We start from the raw sequence: 19,963 nt of genomic DNA on the forward strand, positions 1-19,963 counted from the left end.
AGCCCTCCGCGTAGGTCTTCGGGTCCGCTACAACCAGCCGCGCTGTGCCGCCCGCATCCCCAGCTGGAAGCGGCTCGCCGCCCCCAGCCGCTCCTGGAGGTCGCTCACCCGGCGGCGCAGGGTCCTCAGGCTCACGCCCAGATGCCGGGCCACCGCCTCGTCCTTCATCCCGGCCGCCAGCAGCCGCGTCAACGTCCGCTCCCCCTCGGAGAGTTCACCCTCACCGACCGGCTGACCGAGCGGTGTCGCCTGCTGCCAGGCCAGGTCGAAGAGCTTCTGCAGGGCCTCGGTCACCGCCGAGTGCCGTACGACGGCGGCGCAGTAGCCGCCCGCCGGGCCGGCGGTCAGCGGGAGCATCGCCCGACGCCCGTCCACCAGCAGCAACTTGACCGGCACCGACGGCAACACCCGGGCCTGCTCGCCGAGTTCCACCATCTTCCAGGCGTGGGACAGGACGTCCGGGTCCTCCAGGGCGGTCGCCGAGTAGACCGCGCGATACACGATCCCACGGCTGAGCAGATCGGCCTGGAGGTCCAACTGCGGGGTGCGCGGGGCGAGATAGGGAGGCGTGTCGAAGAGACACACCTCGTGCTCGGCGCGCGCGTACAGCTCCTCCAGCCGTGCCGCGTTGGCGCCCTCCCCGGAGACCACCTCGACCAGCCGCGCGGGCTCCTCGCGCAGCAGCCCCGCCTCGTACGAGGTCGCCATCTCCTCGGCGGTGGCGGCGAGCAGCTCGGACTCGGTCTCGCGCCGCCGGATCAGCGCGCGGATCGCCACGCGCGGGTCGACCGCGCGTAACCCGCCCATGGAGTCCGGCGGTTGGAGCAGGCCGAGCGCGAGCAGCCGGTTGCAGGACTCACGGATCCGGGCCGGTGTGGCGCCGGTGAGCAGCGCCCAGCCGGCCGCGCCCGCGTCGGGTTGATGGAGGATCGACTGGTACACCAGCTCGTCGAAGGCGGAGACCCCCACCGCGGACCAGGGGCTCGCGGCAGGGGTCTGTCTTGCCGTGTCATATGCCGTGTTGACCATGCCCCGGCACGCTAGAGGATCCTTGTTAAGGCTGAGGCACAGGTTTCGGGGGTCGCCTGCCCGAGTTGCTGAGACGGGCCAGTCGCCCGGGTTACTTCAGGCCGAACGCCCGCAGCACGGTCTGATCGATCCCGTTGCCGTTCCGGTCGGCCGCCCGCACCCGCAGCGACACCGACTCGGCGCCCTTCGCGGCCTTGAACGCCGCCTTGCCGTTCTTGACCCTCACTTCCTTCCAGGAGGTGCCGTCGTCGTAGGAGACCCAGGCCTTCAGACTGCTCGCCTTCACGCTCCCCAGCTGGTTGGCGACGGGCAGCGCGACCTCCAACTCCTGCTTGCGGTCCGCCCGGTTGAGGAGGTCGAGCCCCTTCGGCGCGATCCCGACCGTGAGCAGCGGCAGCGCGGTCGAGGCGTCGGTGTGCGCCGAGGCGAAGGTCCACTCGGTGTGCGTGTTCGTGGAGTACTTGGCCCACTCCGCCCGGCGCTGCACGTCCAGTTCGAAGCGGTACGAGGCCTTGGCCGCCGGGACGTCGAAGATGCCGTAGCCGCCGAGCACCGAGTTGCCGACCAGCTGCCCGTCCGCGTAGAGCTTGCCCTTCGCGGTGCTGTCGGTGCCGTCGATGTATCCGTAGTGACCCGGCGTGGAGTCGGTCAACTCCGCCACAGACATGGTGAGTTTGTCACCGGTGCGCTCGGAGAGGCCGTACTCCTCACTGGTTCCCGGGCGGATGACCTGGCGCAGCCAGTTCTCGGTGCCCTTCTCCGTGCCCGCCTCGGTGAAGGTCCGCAGCGGGCTCCACTGGCCCCTGAACGTGTTCCAGTGGGGATAGACGACGTGCCAGGTACGGGTGTCGGGGTCGACGTAGTAGTACTCGTCGCGTTCCGTGCCCAACTGCGTGTACACGCTGCTCTCGATGCCGAAGAGCTGCCAGGGGCGGAACGTGTACAGAGCGTCCGCGCCGATCTCGCCGGCCGTCGCCCCGTAGTAACGGGCGTGCCGCTTCACCGTGTTGGACTTGTCCAGGCTGTAGTTCTGGTCCGCGGAGATGGAACCGCTCTGCGCGACGAGCACGTTGTAGACGTACGGACTGACCGGCGTGCCGCTCAGCTTCAGCGTGACCTTCTTGCCGGTCTTCAGCAGACCGGTGAGCTTGGCGCCCTCCTCGCCGGTGGCGATCATCAGCGGGACGGTGGTCGCTCGGTCCACGGCCTCGATCCAGAAACCGGGCTTGTCGCGGTACACGATGAGGTAACCCGCACCGGCCTTGGTCGCGTTGTCCAGAGCGCTCTGTGCGCGGTCCGCGGCGCCGACCCTGACCACCGCCACCTTGCCCTTGACGTCGAGCCCCGCGAAGTCGGCCTCGGTACCGCCGCCCGCGTCCACCGCCCGGACCTTGTGGTCACCGCTGATCTTCAACGGGAAGTCCTCGTACGTCTGGGAGTAGTAGAGCGAGGACAGCTCGGTCTTCTCCGGGCTGGTGACGCTCGCCGTCAACTCCTTCTCGTACAGCCGGAACTTGGCGGAGAACTCCAGGCTTCCGATGGTGACCTTCGGGGTCGGCGTCACATAGACGTGGTCGGTCCAGAAGCCCTGGCTGTAGGTGAGGCCCCAGCCGTTGCCCGGCCCCTCGCGGTGCACATTGGTGCTGAAGCCATTGAACTCGGAGTTCTGCTTGGTCTTCGGCTTGATCTCCACGGCCTTGCGGGCGTCGAGCACGACCTCCGTGTCCCCGCCCACCTTGATCTCGGGGCTGGTGACGACCGAGCTGCCGACGGCCGTCCCGCCCGCGTCACGGTCGGGGATCCAGGTCGAGATGTGGTAGGTGCCCGCCGGGACCTGCCAGGTCCAGCCGGTGCCGAGGAAGCCGTACTCGTCGGGGATGGCGCTGTTCAGCTCCATGAGCGTGTAGATCGAGCCCCCGGTGGGCGCCTTGCCGTCGCGGCCCAGGAGCGAGACCTTGAGGTCGTAGGTCTTCGGCGCCTTCTCGAAGCCGACGGCCGTGGTGACCTTGATGCCGTCGGCGGTCGCCGTGACGTGGCCCGTGTACCGGCCCTGGGCCTGCGCCGCCGGGTCGACCGTGACCGGGACCGTGGCGGTGCCCTTGGCGGGGACGGTGACCGTACCGACGCCCGGGGCGGCTGCGGCGAGGCTGGACGAGATCGTCAACTCCACCGCCTTGTCAGTGGTGTTGGTGTACGTGATGTCCTTGCCGACGACTCCCGTGTCACCGTCCTCGAACTGGCCGAAGCTCAGCGCCGAGGTCGCGAACACACCCTGCCCGGCCGCCCGTACGACATCGACCCGGCCGTCGCCCTGCTCGAACACGGAGTTGACGTCGTTCGTCTTCGCCGTGCTGGCCAGGGACTGCTTGATCTGCTCGCCCGTCCAGTCCGGATGGGCCTGGGCGACCAGCGCCGCGGCGCCCGCGACATGCGGGGTCGCCATCGACGTACCGTTCGCCGCCGTGTAGTTGGCGTCGACCGGCGTGCCCATCGTGGTGCCCGCCGCACGGGCCGCCACGATGCCCACGCCCGGCGCGGTGATCTCCGGCTTGACCGCGGAGTCACCGAGGCGCGGGCCGCGGCTGGAGAACGAGGCCAGCTTGTCGGACTTGTCGACGGCGCCGACCGTCAGCGCCGAGTCGGCGATGCCCGGGGTGCCCACGGTCTGCTCATACGGGCCCGCGTTGCCCGACGCGACCACGAAGAGGGCGCCGGTGGACGCGGACAGTTCGTCGACGGTCTCACTGAGCACGTCGGAGGGGCCGGTCGCCGTACCGCCCAGCGACATGGAGACGACCTTGGCGCCCGAGTGCGCCGCCCACTCCATGCCCGCGATGATCCAGGAGGACTGGCCGCGACCGTCGTTGCCCAGCACCTTGCCGACCAGCAGCTCCGCGCCCGGCGCCACGCCCTTGAGCCTGCCGTCCGAGGCCGCGCCCGAGCCGACGATCGTGGACGCCACATGGGTGCCGTGGCCATGACCGTCCTGGACCGCCTGGTCCGGTACGAAGCTCGTCGACTCGGCGATCCTCCCCGCGAGGTCCGGGTGTCCGGCGTCCACGCCGGTGTCCAGGACGGCGACCTTGACGCCCTTGCCGTCGTAACCCGCCTGCCACACCTCGGGCGCGCCGATCTGCGGCACGCTCACATCGAGGGACGCCTTCACCTGGGCGTCGAGCCAGAGCTTGTCGATGCCCTCGCCCAGCTGCTTCGCCGCCTTCGCGGTGGGCTCGGTGCCGAGGGCCGGGGCGATGTCCGCCCAGAACGCGCTGGACTTCTTCGCGCTCAGCGCGGCGCCGTCGATCCCGGGCAGTGCGAGCGTCCTGCGCGCGCCCTCGGGGGTCGCGCTGCCCTTGCTGTACGTCGCGATGACAGGGGTGGCGCCGGTCCTGGCGTCCGAATAGCCCTGCTTGACGAGCTGGGTGACGTTGAACAGGGCCGGGTCGAGACGGCCCGCCTGGATCAGCGGGATCGCGTCCGTCGGCAGGACACTGACCTCGCCGTTCTTCTCGCTGGACAGGAAGGTCGCGGCCTCCCGGCCCTTGCCGCGCCGGACGTCGACGGCGTTCTTGCCGTCCGCTCCCTTGGTGAGGGAGACGGTGTCGCCGGTGATGAGGGTGACGGTCTGCGCCGGGACAGCAGCTGTGCCGGGGCTCCTGGGGGTGGTGGTGACCGGGGACACGGGACCGGCTGTCGCGGGCGCGACCGCGCCCGCGACCAGCCCGGCCGCGCCTGCCACGGCCCAGAGGGCGTGGAGTCTTCGCATGGGTGGAGGTCCTCCCCTGAACGCTCGAACTCTGAAAACGCTTCCGGCCTGGTGAGCGGAAGCCAGTGATCAGAGTGGGCGCCGCACAGATTGGGGCTCAAGGGATTCCTGTGGCCGGGGAGTGCCAATGCACCCTTCGGCCACGGCACCCGACGGAGTGAGGGCCCCGCTCCCGGCCGGAGCGCGGCCCTTCGCCTCACGGAGCCGCAGCGGCTACACCCAGCCGCGTTGAGAAGCCCGCATCCCCAGCTGGAACCTGCTCGACGCCCCCAGCCGCTCCTGCAGCTCGCTCACCCGCCGCCGCAGGGTCCGCAGACTCACCCCCAGATGGCGAGCCACCGCCTCGTCCTTCATTCCGGCCGCCAGCAGCCGGGTCAACGTCCTCTCGCTCTCGGAGAGTTCACTGTCGTCCGCCGCCTGGCCCAGCGGAGTCGCCTGCTGCCAGGCCATCTCGAAGAGCTTCTGCAGGGCCTCGGTCACCGCCGAGTGCCAGATCACGACGGCGCAGTAGCCGCCGGCCACGGAGGCGGTCAGCGGCAGCAGCGCCCGGCATCCGTCGACCACCAGCAGCTTGAGCGGCACGGAAGGCAGTACCCGGGCCTGCTCGCCGAGTTCGACCATCCTCAAGGCGCGGGACAGGACCTTCGGATCCTCCAGGCCGGTCGCCGCGTAGATCCCGCGAGAGACGATCCCGCGGTTGAGCAGATCGGCCTGGAGATCCACCTGCGGACCGGCCGGGGCGAGATACGGCGGTGTGTCGAAAAGGCACACCTCGTGCTCCGCGCGCGCGTACATCTCCTCCAGCCGTGCCGCGATGGCGCCCTCGCCGGACGCCACCTCGATCAGACGGGTCGGCTCCTCGCGCAGCAGCCCCGCCTCGTACGCGGTCGCCATCTCCTCGGCGGTGGCGGCCAGCAGTTCGGACTCCGTCTCGCGCCGCCGGATCAGCGCGCGGATCGCCACCCGGGGGTCGACTGCCCGTAATCCGCCCATGGAGTCCGGTGGTTGCAGCAGACCGAGCGTGAGAAGCCGGCTGCAGGCCTCACGGACCAGGGCAGGGGAGGCACCGGTCAGCAGCGCCCAGCCGGCCGCGCCGGCGTCGGGCTGGTTGAGGATGGCCTGGTACAGCAGCTCGTCGAACGCGGAGACCCCCACCGCGGCCCAGGGGCTCGCGGCAGGGGTCTCCCTTGCCGTGTCGTATGCCGTGTTCACCATGGCCCGGCACGGTAGACGATCTTTGTTAAGAATTTTCGCAATGTTTGACGGAGGTCGGCTACTTCAGGCCGAACGCCCGTACCACCGTCTGGTCGACCGTGTTGCCGTCCCGGTCGGCGGCCCGTACGCGCAGCGACACGAACCCGGCGCTCTTCTTCGGGTGCTTGAGCTCCGCCTTGCCGTTCTTGACCTTCACTTCCTTCCAGGAGGTGCCGTCGTCGTACGAGACCCAGGCCTTCAGGGAACCTGTGGTGACGCCGCCCGACTGGTTCCGGAGGGAGAGGCCGAGCTTCGACGTGTGCCCGGCCTCAGCGCTGTTGAGGAGATTGAGCCCGGCCACGTCATAGTCGACCGAGAGCACCCCGAGCGCCGTCTGCTGGTCCGTGTGCGCCGAGGCGAAGGACCATTCGGTGTGGGTGCTGGTGGAGTACGCCGCCCAGTCGGCCGTGCGCTGTGTGTCGACCACGAGACGGTACGAGGACTTCGCCGCCGGGACGGTGAAGGCGCCGTAGCCGCCGAGCGCGGTGTCGCCGACCAGCTGGCCGTCCGCGTACAGCTTGCCCTTCGCGGTGTCCAGGACGTTGTCCACCAATCCGTAGTGGCCCGGTGTCGCATCGCTCAACTCCGGGATGCGGAAGGAGAGTTTGTCACCGGTGCGCTGGGAGAGGCCGTACCGCTGGGCGGTCGCCGGCCGGACGACCTGGCCCAGCCAGTCCTCGGCGGGCTGCTTGCCCGCCTTGTCGAAGGTCCGCAAGTCCCCCCACTGAGGCTGGGTCGCCTTCCAGTGGGGATAGACGGCGTGCCAGATCCGGGTGTCGGAGACGTTGTAGTACTCGGTGCGCTCCGTGCCGAGCTGCACGTTGGTGCTGGTCGCGATGTCGGCCCCCTGCCAGGGGCGGAACCGGTACACGGCGTCCTTGCCGACATCACCGGCCCGGGCCCCGAGGTAGCGAACCTTCTGCTTCACCGTGCTGGAGCTGTTCAGGTTGTACGTCTGGTTGGCCGAGACGCCCCCCACCTGCGGGAACATCACGTTGTACACGTACGGACTGACCGGAGTGCCGGCCAGCTTCAGCTTGACCTTCTTCCCGCTCTTCAGCAGGGCGCCGAGCTTCGCGCCGTCCTCGCCGGTGGCGAGCATCAGCGGGATGGTCATGCTCTGCACGGAGCCGAGCCAGTACCCGGGCTTCTCCTGGTAGGCGAGGACGTAACCGGCCCCGGCCGCGGTCGCGTTGGCCAGTGCCTCGTCCGCCCTCTTACCGGCGCCCACGCGGACGACCGCCACCTTGCCCTTGACGTCGAGTCCCTTGAAGTCGGCCGCGGTACCGGCGCCCGCGTCCACCGCCCGCACCGTGTGATCACCGCTGACCTTCACGGGGAGGCCGCTGTACGTCTGCGCGTAGTCGAGAGGCAGCGCGTACTTCTCCGGGCCGGTGACGCTCGCCGTCAGCTCCTTGGCGTACAGACGGAACTTCGAGGAGAACTCGAACACGCCCTGGGTGACCTTCTCGGTGGGCGCCACATAGACGTGGTCGGTCCACCAGCCCTGGCTGTAGGTCACCCCCAGGCCAGTGCCCGGGCCTTCCCGGTGCCAGGTGGTGGTGAAGCCCCGGAACTCGGAGTCCTCCTTGGTCTTCGGCTTGATCTCGACCGCCTTGCGGGCGTCGAGGACGACCTCGGTGTCCTGGTCGACCTTGATCTCCGGATCACCGACGATCGAGGTGTCGACCTCAAGTCCGGCCGCGTCCCGCTTGGAGATCCAGGACGCCATGGAATACGTACCGGCCGGCACCTTGAAGGTGTAGCCCTTGCCGATGAACCCGTAGGTGTCGGGGTACGCGCCGTTCAGCTCCTGCAGCATGAAGAGCGACGCGCCGGTGGACGGCTCGCCGTCGCGGCCCAGCAGCGACACCTTCAGGTCGTAGGTCTTCGGCAGCTTCTCGAAGCCGACGGCCGTGGTGACGAGGACACCGTCGGCGCTCGCGGTGATGTGGCCCGTGTACCGGCCGACCGCCTCCTTGGCCGGGTCGACCGTGACCGCGACGGTGGCGGTGCCCTTCGCCGGGACGGTGACCGTGTCCGCGTTCAGTGCGGCGTCGTGAAGTGACGAGGACACCTTCAACTCCACCGCTTTGTCCGTGGTGTTGGTGTACGTGATGTCCTTGGTGGCGACCTCGGTGTCGGCGTCCTCGTACTTGCCGAAGCTCAGTGCGGGGGTCGCGAAGACGCCCTGATTCACCGCCCGTACGGCGTCGACCCGGCCGTCGCCCTGCTGGAAGACATCGGCGTCCGGCATGGTCTTCGCCGTGGTCGCCAGCGCCTGCTTGATCTGCTGCCCCGTCCAGTCCGGATGGGCCTGGGCGACCAGCGCCGCGGCGCCCGTGACATGCGGGGTCGCCATCGACGTACCGTTCGCCGCCGTGTAGTTGGCGTCGACCGGCGTGCCCATCGTGGTGCCCGCCGCACGGGCCGCCACGATGCCCGCGCCCGGCGCGGTGATCTCCGGCTTGACCGCAAAGTCACCGAGGCGGGGGCCGCGGCTGGAGAACGAGGCCAGCTTGTCGGACTTGTCGACGGCGCCGACCGTCAGCGCCGAGTCGGCGATGCCCGGGGTGCCGACCGTCTGCTCGGCCGGACCGGAGTTGCCCGACGCGATCACGAAGAGGGCGCCGGTGGACGCGGACAGCTCGTCGACGGTCTCACTCAGGATGTCGGAGGGGCCGGTGGCGTCACCGCCCAGCGACATCGACACGATCTTCGCCCCGGAGTGCGCGGCCCAGTCCATGCCGGCGATGATCCAGGAGGACTGGCCCCGGCCGTCGTTGGCCAGCACCTTGCCGACCAGCAGTTCCGCGCCCGGGGCGACGCCCTTGCGCTTGCCGTCCGAGGCCGCGCCCGAGCCGACGATCGTGGACGCCACATGGGTGCCGTGGCCGTGGCCGTCCTGGACCGCCTGGTCCGGTACGAAGCTCTGCGTCTCGGCGAGCTTCCCCGCGAGGTCCGGGTGCCCGGTGTCCACGCCGGTGTCCAGGACGGCGACCTTGACGCCCTTGCCGTCGTAACCCGCCTGCCACACCTCGGGCGCGCCGATCTGCGGCACGCTCACATCGAGGGACGCCTTCACCTGGGCGTCGAGCCAGATCTTGTCGATGCCCTCGCCGAGCTGCTTCGCCGCCTTCGCGGTGGGCTCGGTGCCGAGTGCGGGAGCGATGTCCGCCCAGAACGAGGTCGACTTCTTCGCGCTCAGCGCGGCCCCGTCGATCCCGGGCAGCGTGAGCGTCCGACGTGCGCCCTCGGGGGTCACGCTGCCGCTCTTGTACGTCGCGATCACCGGCGTGGTGCCGGTCTTCGAGTCCGCGTACCCCTGCTTCACGAGCTGGGTGACGTTGAACAGGGCCGGGTCGAGACGGCCCGCCTGGATCAGCGGGATCGCGTCCGCCGGCAGGACACTGACCTCGCCGTCGCGCTCGGTGGAAAGGAAGGTGGCCGCCTCACGGCCCTTGCCGCGCTCGACCTCGACGGCGGATTTGCCGTCGGGCCCAGTGGTGACGGAAACCGTGTCGCCGGTGATGAGGGTGACGGCCTGGGCGTCGGTGTGTGGTGTCTTCGTGCTGCCCGGTTGGATGGTCGGGGACACGGCACCTGCCGCCGCGGGCGTGACCGCCCCGGCGAGCAGCCCGGCCGCTCCTGCCACGGCCCAAAGGGCGTGGAGTCTTCGCATGTGTGGAGGTCCTCCCCTGAACGCTGAAACACCTCCGCCCTCGTGGAGCGGAAGCCAGTGCTCAGAGTGCGTGCAGCGCGCAAAGCGGCTCAAGGGATTCCTGTGGCCGGGGAGTGCCAATGCCACCTTCGGTCAAGGCAGTTGACCGCATCCGATGCCCCCGGGAGGGCGTCCCACGGCCGTCGCCCAGCTTGAACACAGGGTTCCCCCAGGAAGCCGGGACACGATCGGGACATGTCTGGCACTTCTCGGTTTCGCGGCGACCACATCCGTGTGCTGATCGTCGACGACGAACCGGCGCTCACGGAACTGTTGTGCGTGGCCGTCACCGAGGCGGGCGGGCGGCTCTGTCCGGCCCTCGACGGCGAGAGCGCGCTGCGGATCGCCCGCTCCTCGGCCCCGCACGCCGTCGTCCTCGACGGCCTCCAGGTGCTGCGCAGACTGCGGTACGAGCGCCCACGCCTGCCCGTCCTCATGCTCACCGCCCGCGACGCCCTCGAACACCGGCTCGACGGACTGGAGGCGGGCGCCGGCGACTACGTCACCAAGCCGTTCCCCTGGAGGAGGTCGTGCTGCGGCTGCGCGGACTGCTGCGCCGGTGCGGCGCCGAACAGACCCGCATCTCCGGACTGCGCCGCAATATCGACAAAGGGCGGGCCCCGATGATCCACACCGTGCGCGGACTCGGGTACGCGATCCGGGCGGAGGAGGACGGGAGATGACCGTACGTCTGCGCGGGCGCTCCCTGCGGACCCGCCTGCTGTTCTTCATCGGGGTCACCCTGGCCTTCGTCTGCGCGGCCATGGCGGTCACGACCATCCTCGCCCAGCACAAGTACCTGCTGGGCAACCTCGACGACCGCGTCTCCAACGCCGTCGCCCGCAGCCAGGGCGGCGCCGGGCTCCACCCCGAGCACGACACCGACCTCGGCTTCCTCAAGGAGAGCGGCCAGCCCGCCGGAACCCTGGCCGCCCGCCTCGCCGCCGACGGCACCCTCCTCACGGCCCAGGTCGTCGCCCAGGACGTGGCACCCCAGGACCTGACCCCCGCCCAGCGGTCGGCCCTCGCCGGCATCAGGGCCGACGGCAGGATGCACACCCGCAGCGTGCCGGGCCTCGGCACCTACCGGATCACGGCGATCGGCGGCACCGGGGACAACGGGGTCCGGGTGCTGACCGGGCTGCCGATGGACGACGTCCAGAACATGATCCGCGGCCTGGTCGTGGTCGAGGCCGTGGTGGCCGCGGTCGCACTGACGGTCGCGGGCTGCGTCTGCGCGTTCGTCGTACGGCGCGAACTGCGCCCGCTCGGCCGGGTCGCCGCCACCGCCGTCGAGGTCTCGCGCGCACCGCTGGGCCGGGGCGAGGTCGTCGGCCTCACCCGAGTCCCGGAACGCGACACCGACCCGGGCAGCGAGGCCGGCCAGGTCGGCGCCGCCCTCAACCGCGTGATCGACCACGTCGAGTCGTCCCTCGTCGAACGCCAGGCCGGCGAGGAACGCATGCGGCGCTTCCTGGCCGACGCCAGCCATGAACTCCGTACCCCGCTCGCCTCGATCGCCGGATACGCGGAACTCATGAACCGGGGTACGCAGCGCATAGAACCCGCGCTGGCCTGGCGGCGCGTGTCGGCGGAGTCGGCGCGGATGACGGGACTGGTCGAGGACCTGCTGCTGCTCGCCCGGCTCGACGAGGGCCGGCCCCTGCGGTCGGGCGAGGTGGACCTCGCGGCGGTGGTCGCCGAGTCGGTGTGGGACGCGCGGGCGGCGGGCGAGGGCCACAACTGGCAGCTCGCCCTGCTCCTGGACGCCCCGGCCCTGGTGAGCGGCGACGAGGCCCGTCTGCGCCAGGTGGTGGCCAACTTGTTGGCCAACGCCCGTGTGCACACGGGCGTTGGCACGACGGTCACGGCGTCCGTGGAGGCCACCGACGACCGCTGTGTGATCCGCGTACGCGACAACGGCCCCGGCATCCCGCCGGCCCTCCTCCCCTCCGTCTTCGAACGCTTCACCCGCGCCGACGCCTCCCGCGCCCGTGCCAACCCCCACGAGGGCGGCGCCGGCCTCGGCCTCGCCATCGCCGCCGCGATCGTCTCCGCCCATGGCGGCCGCCTCGACGTCACCAGCGAGCCGGGCCACACCGAGTTCACGATCGAACTCCCCCTGACCGGCACCGAACTCCCCACCATCGACACGGTCTCGGCGCCCTCGGTTCCGTCGGTGCCCACGGTGCCGTCGATTTCGGTGTGACCGCCGGGGGAGGCCTACGGGACACCGGGCTAGCCTTGCGGGATGGTGGGGGAAGAGGACTTCGGTCCGCTGTTGCGGCGGCTGCTGGATCGCAGGGGGCTGGATCCGGCGGCCCTGTCCCGGCTCACGGCCGTGCCCGAGCCCGAACTGTCGGCCGTACTCCACGGCGAAGCGCCGAACCCGCCCCTCCTACGGCGGCTCGCGCCCGCCCTCGGTCTCCACGCGGCGGATGTCTTCGCGCTCGCGGGCATCGACCTCCCCGACGACCTGGCCCCGCTGGACGCCAAGGCCGGGCCGAAGGTCCCCCGCGTCATCCGGAACGCCGTCCTCCTCCCACCGGAACAACGCCCCGCCCTACGCGGGCTCGTGGCGTCCCTGTCCCAGGAGGAACGCACGCAGCCTGCCCCGGAACCGTTCCGGTACCAGCAGTACCCTCCGGGTCCCGGTGCCCTCCTCATGCGCATGGTCCAGAACAGGAACCTCCGCTGGGCGCCCACCGCGCACACGTTCCTGCTGGTCACGGGCCGATACTGGGCCGCCTCCACCTACGGCCAAGTGGGCGCAGGACGCAAGCCGCTGACCCCCGACCTCCTGGCGGACTACGCCGCGCTGCTCGACGTCCCCGCCGCCGACCTCGCCGTACTGACCGGGGTCCCCCTGCCCACGGACGCCCCGCCCCTGAGGTACGACATCACCGGCATCGCCGAACTCCTCTGGGAGCTGCGGCGCCTCACCGCGAGCCAACTCCACCAGGTGGGCGACACGGCGGAGGCCCTGCTGGGGCGACTGCCGGGTGAGTGAGCGGGAGCGGCGCGTGCCGGCGTGACGAATGTCGTCGCACGGCACCCTGGCGGCGGCGGGGCCGGAGGGCGAAGACTCGCCTCATGGATGCACCGATGCGCCGCCGCACCCCGCTGCCGTTCGTCGACGAGCACACGATCCTCGTCGAGGCGGACGCCGGCGAGGTCTGGTGGGCCCTGGCCGAGGCGCTCGACTGCGCCTTCTCCCGTCCCGAGGCGGTCCGTTACGCGAAGCTCGTGGGCTGCGCCGACCACACCGCGTCCGGACCGCGCCCGCCCGTGGACGACTCGACGACGTTCCCCGGCTTCCGGACGGCGACCGCGATCCCGTCCCGGCAGCTGACCCTCCAGGGCCGCCACCGCTTCTCCTCGTACACCTGGACCTTCCACCTCGACACGGCGGGCCCGGACCACACCCGCCTCCGCGCCGAGACCCACGCCGCCTTCCCGGGCCCGGCCGGCCGCCTCTACCGCCTGCTCATCCTGAACACCGGCCTGCACACCACACTCACCCGCCGCCTGCTCAACGACGTCCGGCTGCGCGCCGAGCGTCCCTGGCGAGAACCAGCAGCATGACGCCGCGTTTCCGCGTCGACCACGTCCTCGGCGACCGCCCGCTCACCGAGATCGGCGAGCCCGATCTCGCCGTCCAGGCCGAGGGCGGCCGCCTGCTGGCGGTGGCGGTCGCGTACGGGGAGGTGGCGGGAGTCCAGGAGTTCGGCCGTACCCCACCGGTCGGTGTCTACGGCACCGACGGTCCGGAGTGCCGCGCCCTGCTGCGGGTGCCGCCGGAGCCGTACGACGACTGGGAGGACGGGGACGGGGAGAGGGGGACGCGTGGCCCGAGGGGCCGGGTACGAGCCCCGTCAGGGCGTTTCGGGCTTGCGGGCCAGGAGGCAGGCGTGTGGTCTGTGCACGCGTCCGCCGGGCGCCTGTTCCAGCCGTGCGGTGACGACGAATCCGGCCCGGTGCAGCAGGTCGACCATGCGGTCCAGGGGCAGGAGGTGCGACTCGTAGGACACCGGGCGGCCATAGGCGTGGGTCGGCTGCAGCCGCTCGTCGCCGACATAGTCTCCCCAGAGCAGGTAGCCGCCGGGCGCGAGCGTGCGGTGGAACTCGGCGAACACCTCCGGCAGCCACTGTGGGGGCGTGTGATGGGTGGAGTACCACGCCAGGATGCCGCCGAGCTCGTCGTCCCCCGTCTCCAGCGCGGTCATCGAGCCCTCGGTGAACCGCAGGTGCGGATAGGCGTGCCGGGCCAGTCCGACCATCTTCGGCGACAGATCGACGCCGAAGACGGGCACCTCCAGCCCGGCCAGATGCGCCGTCACACGTCCCGGACCGCACCCCAGGTCCGCCACCGGCCCCAACCCGGCCGTCCGCACCAGTTCGGCGAACCCCGCCAGCATCGCGCGTGACAGCGGGTCCAGCTCGGCCGGAGGCGGGACGCGTTCGACGTAATCGGCGGCGATGGTGTCGTACGACTCGCGGACAGCGGTCAGAAAGGAGGGCTCAGCCATGCGGGCGACCCTAGACCGGGCGACTGACAGTCCAGGGCCCGACTCTGGACCGGGCGTCTGACAGTCCAGGGCCCGACTCTGGACCAGGCGACCGACAGACCACGGCCCGATCCTGGACCGGGCAACCGACAGACCACGGCCCGAGCTTCAACCGACCTTCAGCCGACCCGCGCGACATCCACCGCCGCCGACACCCAGCCGTCGCACCACGCCGGTGGCCGTTCGCGGTCATGGCATCAGCGGCCCGCGACCGGTTTCCCCGGCTCCTCGCCCTCACCACGCGTCAGCCGTTTACAAGCGCGGCGCTCCGCGCTAGCTTGCGAAGTAGGTGGGGGTGGGAGCGCTCCCATAAGGCATGGCGGACCGGAACCCGTCATCGCCCGGGCCCGCTCCCACCCCGCACCACACACATCCGCACACCGGCACATCCGCACCCCGGTACATCCGCATCGGCACGCGCACGTCCCCCCACCTCCAAGCCGTACACGCAAGGAGAGTTTGTCATGCACGTGGCAGATCGATCTCTACGATTAAGGCTCCCCCGGCACCACAGAGCACTCCTTCTCGTCCTGCTCGCCCTGGTGACCACGATCCCGGCGCTCGGCCTGGTCGTCACGGCCGGCAGTGGGAAGGCGGAGGCGCACGGCACTCCCATGAAGCCCGGCAGTCGCACCTTCCTGTGCTGGCAGGACGGGCTGACCGACACCGGGGAGATCAAACCGGTGAACCCGGCCTGTCGCTCGGCGCAGCAGACGAGCGGGACGACCCCGTTCTACAACTGGTTCTCGGTGCTCCGCTCGGACGGCGCCGGCCGCACCCGCGGCTTCGTGCCGGACGGCCAGCTGTGCAGCGGCGGCAACACCAACTTCACCGGGTTCAACACCCCCAGCGCCGACTGGCCGTTGACCCACCTCACCTCCGGCGCCACCATCGACTTCTCGTACAACGCGTGGGCGGCGCACCCGGGTTGGTTCTACGCCTACATCACCAAGGACGGCTTCGACCCGACGAAGCCGCTCACCTGGAACAACATCGAGGAGCGGCCGTTCCTGAGCGTCGACCACCCGCCGCTGAACGGCAGTCCGGGCACGGTCGAGGCCAACTACTCCTGGCGGGGCCAGCTTCCCGCGAACAAGTCGGGCCGCCACCTCATCTACATGGTGTGGCAGCGCTCCGACAGCGCGGAGACCTTCTACTCCTGCTCCGACATCGTCTTCGACGGCGGCAACGGCGAGGTGACCGGCATCAAGGAGCCCGGCAACCCCAGCGAGCCGGTGCCGGGCCAGTGCGCCGCGACCCGTCGTACGACGGGCAGTTGGAACGGTGGCTACCAGTCCGAGGTCGTCGTCACCAACACCGGTGATGTGCCGATGCTCGGCTGGATGGTCAACTGGACCCTGCCCGCCGGACAGAAGGTCGACAGTCTCTGGAGCGGCAGCGCGACCTACACGGGACAGAACGTGATGGTCCACAACGCGGACTGGAACGGGTCGCTGGCTCCAGGGAAGACCGCCACGTTCGGCTACGTGGTGCAGGGGCCGGGGGGTGATCCCGCGACGACACTGCCCTGCCGGGTGGGCTGAGCCCGGCCCCTTCCGCGGTGCCGGCCCTGTGCGGGGGCAGGCGTCGCGCTCGGGGCGGACCGGGTGGGCGGGCGGTGCGTGCCCACCCGGTCCGCGAGCCGCGACCCGGTACGGGGGAGACCGGGCGCGGTGGGAGTGCCGCTGTGGGACCTCTCGCCAGGACAACGTTGTCGAGTGGTCTGGACAAGACTCTATCGTTTCAACGGGCAACCAAGTCAAGCCGGTTGGGGTCGGGTGCGTCACAGCACCCGACCCCGACCGGCGGATCAGGACATCAGGACAGCAGTTCCACCTCCGCCAGCGTCGCCGTGCCGTCGAGGACCAGCCGGTAGTGGTCGTAAGCCTTCGGGACCGGGACCGAGAAGGCGCGGGTCTGGCGGTCCCAGGCGAAGGACTCGCCGGAGCGCCTGTCGAGGGTCTTCCAGGCGGTGCCGTCCGCGGAGGCCTGGAGGGTCCAGCCGGTCGGCGCCTCGGTCCGGTCGGCGGAGGTCAGCGTGTACTGAACCGCCTTGGTCCGGGCGGGAGTCGGGAGGGCCACCGTCCCCACCGACGCCTTCGTCGACGAGGTGTTGTCGAAGAGCGCGCCGTCGCCCTCGACGGCGTCCGAGCGGGGTGCCGGCGCCTTGTCGCCCTTCGTGATCGACACCGGGGCCGCGCTCTCGCCGGTGCCCCAGCGGGACGGCTTCGGGCCCATGTCGAACTTCAGGGTGCCACCCTTGGAGATGAGCGAGTGGGGCAGTGAAGTCGATGTCCAGGCCTTGCCGTTGACCTTCAGGCCTTGAACGTAGACGTTCCGCGCGCTGTTCCTGGGGGCCTCGACCACCAGGTCCCTGCCGTTCTCCAGATGGACGGTCGCCTTGGTGAACAGCGGGGAGCCGACGGCGTATTCGCCGCTGCCCATCACCAGCGGGTAGAAGCCGAGCGCGGAGAACAGGTACCAGGCCGACTGCTCGCCGTTGTCCTCGTCGCCGTGGTAGCCCTGCCCGATGCCGCTGCCGGCGTAGAGGCGGGAGAGCACCTCGCGGACCTTCTGCTGGGCCTTCCAGGGCTGCCCGGCGGCGTCGTACATGTAGATCGCGTGGTGGGCGACCTGGTTGGAGTGGCCGTACATGCCCATGCGGACGTCACGGGCCTCGGTCATCTCGTGGATGACGCCGCCGTAGGAGCCGACGAACTCGGGGGAGGCCGTCTCCGGGGTGGAGAAGTAGGTGTCCAGCTTCTGCGCCAGCCCGCCCCGGCCGCCGTACAGGTTGGCCAGGCCCTTGCTGTCCTGCGGTGCGGTGAAGGCGTAGCCCCAGCCGTTCGTCTCCGTGTAGTCGTGGCCCCAGACGCGCGGGTCGTACTTCGCGGAGTCGACCCGCCAGGCCCCGTTGCCGTCCCGGCCCTGGAAGAACCCGGCGTCCTTGTCGAACAACTTCACATACTCCTGGGCCCGGTTGAGGAAGTAGGCGGCTTCCTCCTTGTATCTCTTCTCGCCCGTCTTCCGGTACAGCGCCTGGCCCATCCGGGCGATGCCGTAGTCGTTGAGGTAGCCCTCCAGGGCCCAGGACAGGCCCTCGTGGGTGTCGGTGGAGGTGTAGCCGAGGAAGGGCGAGGTGGCCATGCCCTTGCGGCCGACGCCCGCCGAGGGCGGGACGACCGTGGCGTTCTTCAGGGCCGCCTCGTACGCCGCCTTCGCGTCGAAGCCGACGCCCTTGACGTGTGCGTCCGCGAACGCGACGTCCGACGAGGTGCCGGTCATCAGGTCCGCGTAGCCGGGGGAGGACCAGCGGGAGGTCCAGCCGCCGTCCTTGTACTGCTGCACGAACCCGTCGACCATCTCACCCGCCTGACCGGGCGTCAGGAGAGAGTACGCGGGCCAGGTCGTCCGATAGGTGTCCCAGAAGCCGTTGTTGACGTACACCTTGCCGTCGACGATCTTCGCGCCGGTGTGCGTCGGGGTGTCCTGGCCGGTCATCGGCGAGAACGGCGAGGCGTACTTGTATGTCGAACCGACCTTCTCGAAGCCGGAGTTGGGGTACAGATACAGCCGGTAGAGATTCGAGTACAGCGTGGTCAGCTGGTCGGGGGTCGCGCCCTCGACCTCCACCTTCCCGAGAATCCGGTCCCACTGCGCCCGCGCCCGGTCCTTCACCGTCTCGAAGGACGTGCCGTCCGGGATCTCCTGGCGCAGGTTGTCCTTCGCCTGGTCGAGGCTGATGAGTGAGGTGGCCAGTCGCAGCGTCACCGCGCGGTCCGCGCCCGCGTCGAAGCGGAGGTGGCCCTTCACCCCGGTCGAGCCGCCGTCCGTGACCGGGGCGTCGAAGACCCCGTACACGAAGAGGCGGGTCGCGCCCGTGGACAGCCCCGACTTCACATCCGAGAATCCCGTGACGACCCCGGCGTCCTTGTCCAGGGTCAGCCCGGCCTGGTCCGTGACGTTGTCGAAGATCACGCTCGCGTCGTCGCCGGGATAGGTGAACCGCAGCGCCGCCGCGTGGTCCGTGGGCGCCATCTCGGCCCTGACACCGTTCTCGAAGCGCACCCCGTAGTAGTACGGCCGGGCCGTCTCGTTCTCGTGCCGGAACGCCAACGCCCGTGCCGTACGGCTCAGTTCGGGGGTGCCGGTGGCGGCCGAGGGCATCACCTGGAAGGTCTGCCGGTCGCCCATCCAGGGGCTCGGCTCATGGCTCGCGCTGAACGCCTGGATCGTCGGCAGGTTGTCCGCGTTGTTGGCCCGCGCGTAGTCGTACAGCCAGCTCAGCGAGCCCGCGTTGGTCACCGGCGTCCAGAAGTTGAAGCCATGGGGCACCGCCGTCGCCGGGAAATTGTTGCCGCGGGAGAAACCGCCGCTGGAATTCGTTCCCCTGGTGGTCACCGCGTAGTCGGAAAGGTGCGCCTTCGGCGGCTCGGGGGCGCGGACCCGCAGCGTCACGTCGTCGAGCCAGCCGCGGAACCTCGCCGGGCCCTTCGGGGAGTCGTACGCCACCAGGATCCGGTCCACCGTCCGCCCGGCCGCGACCGACCCGATCCGCGCGACCACGTCGTTCCACTGGTTGACGTACAGCACCTTCGCCGCGCCCTGCCCGCGCGGCGACAGCGGGAATCCGTGCTGGTCCGCGGCCCTCAGCTCACTCAGGGAGGTGCCGTCGGTGAAGACCAGGTCGACCGAGACGTTCGTGGCGTCGTAGTCCAGATCGCCGTCCGCCATCGAGGGGAAGATCCGGTAGGCCAGCTCGGTGTCCCGCTCGACGGCCACGTTCACGTCGAAGACCTTGTTGTACGAGTAGGCCCGGCCGTCCGCCGTGTGCCTGCCCGCGTATCTGAGGGCCCGCTTGCCGGTGAAGCCCATGCCGGCCTTCGCGGTCGCCGAGCCGCTCGGGCCCCGGTCGACCAGCGACAGCATCTCCTTCGGCGCGGGCGTCTGCCCGCCGCCCGTCGAGAACTGCACATCGGCGAGCTGGGTGATCATCGAGGCGCCGTTGTTCCTGGTGATGTCGAGCCGGAAGTGCCGGTACTCGGCCACCGCGTCGCCGGGAATGTCGTACGACTTTGTCTGGAACCGTTCCCCGAAGCTTTCACCGGAGCGGGTGTCGAGGGTCTTCCACTCCTTGCCGTCGGTGGAGCCCCGCAGGGTCCAGTCCTTCGGGTCGCGGGTCTCGAAGTCGTTCGCCGAGGTCAGCGCGTACGTGACCACCTCGGCCGGCCGGTCGAGGTCGAACTCTGCCCAGCCGGTGGGCTGGAAGGTGAGCCACTTGGTGCCGGGCTCGCCGTCGACGAGGTTCTCCTTCACCTCCCCGCTGCCCGCGTTCTCGCCGCTGGCCCGGACGTCGGTGACATGGTCGGTGATGTTGCCCGGGATGCCGGTGGTGTAGCCGCCGTCGACACCGGAGGTCCGCGCGGAGCCGTCCGGCGCCGTGTCGACCGTACTGAGCCAGTTCGGCGCCGGGTCGTCCGGTTCGAACGAGGAGCTGAACTCCCGCTCCCCGGCCGCCGGTCGGTCCGGTAACGCGACGGCCGCGCCCTGCGAGGCCACCACCAGAGCGAAAGCGGCGGCGCCCAGCGCCGCCGTGGAACCGCGTCTGTGCCGCATCGGCGAGCA

The 19,963-nt window shown here is 70.4% G+C and carries 10 protein-coding genes and 1 pseudogene; 5 read left to right on the forward strand and 6 right to left on the reverse strand.

What is annotated here, in order from left to right; all coding sequences use genetic code 11:
- Window positions 1–27: 27 nt before the first annotated feature.
- The 4 genes from ABT147_RS03565 to ABT147_RS03580 form a co-directional block, all read right to left on the reverse strand.
- Window positions 28–1,029, reverse strand: a complete 1,002-nt coding sequence (locus tag ABT147_RS03565) for a helix-turn-helix transcriptional regulator (RefSeq protein ID WP_351402346.1) — start codon at window positions 1,027–1,029, stop codon at window positions 28–30.
- 91 nt (window positions 1,030–1,120) lie between these two features.
- Window positions 1,121–4,795 (reverse strand): S8 family serine peptidase, encoded by a 3,675-nt coding sequence (locus tag ABT147_RS03570; RefSeq protein WP_351402348.1) that lies wholly within the window; start codon window positions 4,793–4,795, stop codon window positions 1,121–1,123.
- Window positions 4,796–5,008: 213 nt separating this feature from the next.
- Window positions 5,009–6,010: a helix-turn-helix transcriptional regulator gene (locus ABT147_RS03575; RefSeq protein WP_351402351.1), complete on the reverse strand. Its 1,002-nt coding sequence runs from the start codon at window positions 6,008–6,010 to the stop codon at window positions 5,009–5,011.
- 58 nt (window positions 6,011–6,068) lie between these two features.
- Window positions 6,069–9,731 carry a S8 family peptidase gene (locus ABT147_RS03580; protein ID WP_351402353.1) on the reverse strand — a complete coding sequence of 1,221 codons (3,663 nt, stop codon included), beginning with the start codon at window positions 9,729–9,731 and terminating at the stop codon, window positions 6,069–6,071.
- Between the two features lie 234 nt (window positions 9,732–9,965).
- Here ABT147_RS03580 and ABT147_RS03585 point away from each other — a divergent pair.
- The 4 genes and pseudogenes from ABT147_RS03585 to ABT147_RS03600 all read left to right on the forward strand — a co-directional run bounded on the left by ABT147_RS03585 (window position 9,966) and on the right by ABT147_RS03600 (window position 13,355).
- Window positions 9,966–10,453: pseudogene (locus ABT147_RS03585) on the forward strand (response regulator).
- Window positions 10,450–11,979: a sensor histidine kinase gene (locus tag ABT147_RS03590; RefSeq protein ID WP_351402355.1), complete on the forward strand. Its 1,530-nt coding sequence runs from the start codon at window positions 10,450–10,452 to the stop codon at window positions 11,977–11,979. The pseudogene ABT147_RS03585 and the gene ABT147_RS03590 overlap by 4 nt, the downstream one beginning before the upstream one ends.
- Before the next feature lie 42 nt (window positions 11,980–12,021).
- Window positions 12,022–12,780, forward strand: coding sequence for a helix-turn-helix domain-containing protein (locus ABT147_RS03595; protein WP_351402357.1), 759 nt, complete (start codon window positions 12,022–12,024; stop codon window positions 12,778–12,780).
- An 83-nt stretch (window positions 12,781–12,863) separates the two neighbouring features.
- A complete protein-coding gene (locus ABT147_RS03600) occupies window positions 12,864–13,355 on the forward strand; it encodes a hypothetical protein (protein WP_351402359.1) in 492 nt (163 codons plus the stop codon).
- A 290-nt stretch (window positions 13,356–13,645) separates the two neighbouring features.
- On the opposite strand, the gene ABT147_RS03605 is transcribed toward ABT147_RS03600, so the two are convergent.
- The gene (locus ABT147_RS03605; RefSeq protein WP_351402361.1) at window positions 13,646–14,299 is read right to left on the reverse strand and encodes a class I SAM-dependent methyltransferase; all 654 of its coding nucleotides are present in this window, start codon (window positions 14,297–14,299) and stop codon (window positions 13,646–13,648) included.
- A gap of 503 nt (window positions 14,300–14,802) precedes the next feature.
- Between ABT147_RS03605 and ABT147_RS03610 the strand changes: the two genes are divergently transcribed.
- Complete coding sequence (locus ABT147_RS03610; RefSeq protein WP_351402363.1) at window positions 14,803–15,882, forward strand: lytic polysaccharide monooxygenase auxiliary activity family 9 protein; 1,080 nt, start codon at window positions 14,803–14,805, stop codon at window positions 15,880–15,882.
- Between the two features lie 274 nt (window positions 15,883–16,156).
- Here ABT147_RS03610 and ABT147_RS03615 read toward each other — a convergent pair whose 3' ends face one another.
- The gene (locus ABT147_RS03615; RefSeq protein ID WP_351402366.1) at window positions 16,157–19,954 is read right to left on the reverse strand and encodes a GH92 family glycosyl hydrolase; all 3,798 of its coding nucleotides are present in this window, start codon (window positions 19,952–19,954) and stop codon (window positions 16,157–16,159) included.
- Between the last annotated feature and the right edge of the window lie 9 nt (window positions 19,955–19,963).

Source organism: Streptomyces sp. NPDC001868 (assembly GCF_040297125.1).
In the GTDB taxonomy this organism is placed as follows: domain Bacteria; phylum Actinomycetota; class Actinomycetes; order Streptomycetales; family Streptomycetaceae; genus Streptomyces.

Bases quoted from the DNA above. Each gene is read 5' to 3' on its own strand.
- ABT147_RS03610 (WP_351402363.1), top strand. From the start codon at position 14,803: ATGCACGTGGCAGATCGATCTCTACGATTAAGGCTCCCCCGGCACCAC.
- ABT147_RS03570 (WP_351402348.1), bottom strand. From the start codon at position 4,795: ATGCGAAGACTCCACGCCCTCTGGGCCGTGGCAGGCGCGGCCGGGCTG.
- ABT147_RS03590 (WP_351402355.1), top strand. From the start codon at position 10,450: ATGACCGTACGTCTGCGCGGGCGCTCCCTGCGGACCCGCCTGCTGTTC.
- ABT147_RS03595 (WP_351402357.1), top strand. From the start codon at position 12,022: ATGGTGGGGGAAGAGGACTTCGGTCCGCTGTTGCGGCGGCTGCTGGAT.
- ABT147_RS03575 (WP_351402351.1), bottom strand. From the start codon at position 6,010: ATGGTGAACACGGCATACGACACGGCAAGGGAGACCCCTGCCGCGAGC.
- ABT147_RS03565 (WP_351402346.1), bottom strand. From the start codon at position 1,029: ATGGTCAACACGGCATATGACACGGCAAGACAGACCCCTGCCGCGAGC.
- ABT147_RS03600 (WP_351402359.1), top strand. From the start codon at position 12,864: ATGGATGCACCGATGCGCCGCCGCACCCCGCTGCCGTTCGTCGACGAG.
- ABT147_RS03605 (WP_351402361.1), bottom strand. From the start codon at position 14,299: ATGGCTGAGCCCTCCTTTCTGACCGCTGTCCGCGAGTCGTACGACACC.
- ABT147_RS03615 (WP_351402366.1), bottom strand. From the start codon at position 19,954: ATGCGGCACAGACGCGGTTCCACGGCGGCGCTGGGCGCCGCCGCTTTC.
- ABT147_RS03580 (WP_351402353.1), bottom strand. From the start codon at position 9,731: ATGCGAAGACTCCACGCCCTTTGGGCCGTGGCAGGAGCGGCCGGGCTG.